The organism is Streptomyces sp. SID3343 (assembly GCF_009865215.1).
Lineage (GTDB): Bacteria > Actinomycetota > Actinomycetes > Streptomycetales > Streptomycetaceae > Embleya.
Map to the genome: position 1 here is coordinate 1 of NZ_WWJX01000192.1, position 3,843 is coordinate 3,843.

The window sequence follows — 3,843 nt, forward strand, 5'->3', positions numbered from 1 at the left end:
CGGCCTGCACGGCCCGCCGGACCTGGGCCCCGGCGCCGGCCAGGGCGCGCAGCGTGTCCGCCGCGTCGGCCCTGGCGATGCCGTCCGGGTCGTCGAGCAGGACCTCGTCGAGGGTGTTCATGCCCGGGCGGCGTCGGGGCGGCGCGCCTCGTCCACCAGCAGTACGGGGATTCCGTCGACGACGGGATACGCGAGCCCACACGCGTGGTTGTCGCACACCAGCTCGACGTCCCCGTCACGGCGCAGCGAGCCGTGGCAGACCGGGCAGGTCAAAATCGCCAACTGCGACGGTTCCAGATTCATGACTTCTCCCACCGGGACCGTCCCCGCCGGTGCGGGGAGCAGGTACTTGTTCGTCCAGACCTGTTGACGCGGCCGTCCGATTGAACCCATCACACTACCCAGCCCAGGCGAGTCAGCCTCGGACCAGTGCCAAAACCTCGTCCCGGATCGCCGTCATCGTGGCCTGGTCGTCGGCCTCGACGTTGAGGCGCAGCAGCGGCTCGGTGTTGGACGCGCGCAGGTTGAACCACCACGTGTCGGCCACCACGGTCATTCCGTCGAGGTCGTCGATGGTGACCGTGGGGCGGCCGGTGAAGGCCGCGCGGACCTTCGCGGTCGCGGCGGCCTGGTCGGCGACCTCGCTGTTGATCTCGCCGGACGCCGGGTAGCGGTCGTACTCGCTCGCGAACTCGGACAGCGGCAGGCCCTGCCCGCCGAGCGCGGCGAGGACGTGGAGGGCGGCCAGCATGCCGGTGTCGGCGCGCCAGAAGTCGCGGAAGTAGTAGTGCGCGGAGTGCTCGCCGCCGAAGATCGCCCCGGTCTTGGCCATCTCGCCCTTGATGAACGAGTGTCCGACGCGCGTGCGCACCGCCTCGCCGCCGTGCTCGTGGACGATCTCGGGCACGGCGCGGGAGGTGATCAGGTTGTGGATGATCATCGGCGTGTGCTCGCCGGCGGCCTGGGCACGGGCGATTTCGCGGACCGCGACGAGCGCGGTGACGGCGGACGGCGACACCGGGTCGCCGTTCTCGTCGACCACGAAGCAGCGGTCGGCGTCGCCGTCGAAGGCCAGACCGAGGTCGGCGCCCACTTCGCGGACCTTCGCCTGGAGGTCGACCAGGTTCTTCGGGTCGAGCGGGTTCGCCTCGTGGTTGGGGAACGATCCGTCGAGCTCGAAGTAGAGCGGGACGACGTCGAGCGGCAGTTTGCTGCCGGCGCCGAGCACGGTGGGCACGGTGTGGCCGCCCATGCCGTTGCCCGCGTCCACGACGACCTTGAGCGGGCGGATGCCGGTCAGGTCGACCAGGCCGAGCAGGTGCGCGGCGTAGTCGTCGAGCACGTCGTGCTCGGTGATCGTGCCGGGTTCGCCGTCGTATGCCGGTACGCCTGCCTCCACGAGGGCGCGGATGTCGGCGAGGCCGCTGTCCTGCCCGATCGGGGCGGCGCCGGCGCGGCACATCTTGATGCCGTTGTATCGCGCGGGGTTGTGGCTCGCGGTGAACATCGCCCCGGGCAGGTCCAGGCTGCCGCTGGCGAAGTAGAGCTCGTCGGTCGACGCGAGGCCGATCAGCGTGACGTCGGCGCCCTGCGCGGCGGCACCGGCCGCGAACGCGTCGGACAGTTCGGGCGACGACGGGCGCATGTCCCGGCCGATCACGATCGCGTCGGCCTCGGTGACGCGGACGAACGCCGCGCCGAGGGCCCGCGCGGTGTCGGCGTCCAGTTGGTCGGGGACGACACCCCGCACGTCGTACGCCTTCACGATCTGGGAGAGGTCGCGCACCGAGGACTCCACTCGCTTGGTTTCCGTTGTCGGCCGCTGCTCGACCGTTGCCGGCTGCTGTTCGACCGTTGTCGGCCGGGGCGGCCGGCTGCCCGTCGACGTCGTCCCTGCCCCGCGGACGACTTGTCAGACCCTATCGGCCGCGGGCGGGCACACGTGGATCACCGAACGCGGGTGGGTCGGGTCGTGTCGGGCCGGATCCGGTCAGCTCTCGGGCGAGCGCAGGACGCGCAGATGGCCGCGCCGACCGGACTCGGGTCGGCCGTCGCGGTCGGTGGGCTCGGGCGGGGGCGGCGGGGGCTGCGGCGGGCGGGCGGCCTCGCGCACGGCGTTGGCCAGTGCCTCGAGGTCGTCACTGCTCGGCTTGCCCGCGCTCGGATCCGGCGCGAGGCGCAACACATCCCAACCACGAGGCGCGGTCAGCCGCTCCGAGTGCTCGGCGCACAGGTCGTAGCAATGGGGCTCGGCGTGGGTCGCCAGAGGTCCCAGGACGGCCGTGGAGTCGGCGTAGACGTACGTCAACGTGGCGACTGCGGTTCGACCGCAGGCGGTCCGCGAACAGCGACGTACAGGGCTCACGACGATGGACGGTACCGCAAGCGGACGCGAGCCGCCTCGTATACCGGTCGGGTGTGACTCACGTGTCGCTCCTCACAGGGTGTCGGGCGCGGATCGCAGCGGCGCGCCGGGTCCGCCGCGAAGCCGCACGCCCTAAGCTCGTTGCCGTGCACAACGAGCACTCTGTCCCCTCTTCTCCTCGCGAGCGCGACCGGCGCCGCCGCAGTCGGCGCGACCGGCACGGCCGCGGCATGCGCGGTCCGCTCGCCCCGCCCCCCGTGCCGATCGCGTTGACGCGCGCACAACGGTTCGACGACCTCGCCGCCGACGTCGTGGAACGGCTCGCGAAGCGCTGGCCGCAACTGGAGGAGGTCCGTTTCGCGGTCCTGGACGTCCCGGAGGCCGAGACGGCGGTCAACGGCGACGAGGCGGTGGCGCTGGGCCGGCTCGTGCCGGCGTCCAAGGACGTGCCGGCGACGATCATCTTGTACCGGCGTCCGCTCGAACTTCGCGCGGAGGGCCGCGCCGAGCTGGAGATGTTGGTCAACGACGTGCTCGTGGAGCAGGTCGCCGATCTGTTGGGCATGGATCCGGACACGATCGACCCCGACGACTGAACCACCCGCAAGATGCCGCGACCCGGGTCCCCCGTCGAGGGGGCCCGGGTCGCGGTGTCCGTCCGGCCACCGAGCGGCGGGCGGGCGGTTACTTCTGTGGGACCAGCAGCGTCAGGTTCGCGTGGGCGTTGGGCACCACGGCCGTCTCGACCGTGGGGGCGAGGGTCTGGACCGTGAAGGTGGGCGACTTGCCGACGAGCTCGGTGATCGTGCGCGCGGCGTGCACGGGCGGTGAGCCCGGCTGCGGCTCGACGATCACCGCGAAGGCGGTCGCGCCGGGCGGCACCGGGACCGGTGCGGCGACGGTGGCTCCGCCGAGCACCTCGACGTCGGCCGACACGGGCTCGCCCTTGTCGCCGATCGAGGTCAGCTTGACCTTCGTGGTGCCCTGCGGCGCGGTGAGCGACACGGTGCTGGTGAACGCTCCGCCCGCGCGGTTGTCCGCGACGACCGCGCGATGGGTGAGCACCGGGGACCCGGTCAGGAAGGCCGCCTCGGCGTCCCCGCCGGTGCCCTGGACCACGCGTACGCCGGCGACGATGTCGGCGCGGCCGGCGACGAGCCGGATCGCACTCGCGTCGCCGCGGGCGATCGGGCCCAGGTCGAGCACGGTGACCTTGCCGCCCTTGACCTCCGCCGAGCCGTTGTCGACCGGCTTGAAGGTGCTGACCTTGCCCGCGACGGAGATCTCGACGTCGGTGCTGTCCCCGCTGGGGGCGAGCAGCATCAACTGCACGGTGGTCGCGTTGCCGGGCAGGCCCGGGATCACCACGTCACGGGCCGGAGCGGCCGAGGAGGGCAGCCAGTCGGTGCCCACCGCGCCCTCCTGGTCGCGCAGCGCCGCCGCGACCCGGCCGGTGCGCGCGACGACGTGCACCGCGG

At 72.5% G+C, this 3,843-nt stretch carries 5 protein-coding genes; 1 reads left to right on the forward strand and 4 read right to left on the reverse strand.

Going from position 1 to position 3,843, the window contains the following annotated elements; translation table 11 throughout:
• Positions 1-117 precede the first annotated feature (117 nt).
• From GT354_RS07220 to GT354_RS07230, 3 genes are all read right to left on the reverse strand, one after another.
• Positions 118-303: a Trm112 family protein gene (locus GT354_RS07220; RefSeq protein WP_161355420.1), complete on the reverse strand. Its 186-nt coding sequence runs from the start codon at positions 301-303 to the stop codon at positions 118-120.
• Between the two features lie 112 nt (positions 304-415).
• Complete coding sequence (locus GT354_RS07225) at positions 416-1,786, reverse strand: phosphomannomutase/phosphoglucomutase (RefSeq protein ID WP_161355421.1); 1,371 nt, start codon at positions 1,784-1,786, stop codon at positions 416-418.
• Positions 1,787-1,990: 204 nt separating this feature from the next.
• Positions 1,991-2,365: a DUF3499 domain-containing protein gene (locus GT354_RS07230; protein WP_161355422.1), complete on the reverse strand. Its 375-nt coding sequence runs from the start codon at positions 2,363-2,365 to the stop codon at positions 1,991-1,993.
• A gap of 146 nt (positions 2,366-2,511) precedes the next feature.
• Between GT354_RS07230 and GT354_RS07235 the strand changes: the two genes are divergently transcribed.
• Positions 2,512-2,961 (forward strand): metallopeptidase family protein, encoded by a 450-nt coding sequence (locus tag GT354_RS07235; RefSeq protein ID WP_346011907.1) that lies wholly within the window; start codon positions 2,512-2,514, stop codon positions 2,959-2,961.
• Positions 2,962-3,049: 88 nt separating this feature from the next.
• Here GT354_RS07235 and GT354_RS07240 read toward each other — a convergent pair.
• On the reverse strand, positions 3,050-3,843 hold a 794-nt coding region (locus tag GT354_RS07240; RefSeq protein WP_237534462.1), incomplete at its 5' end, for a DUF5719 family protein.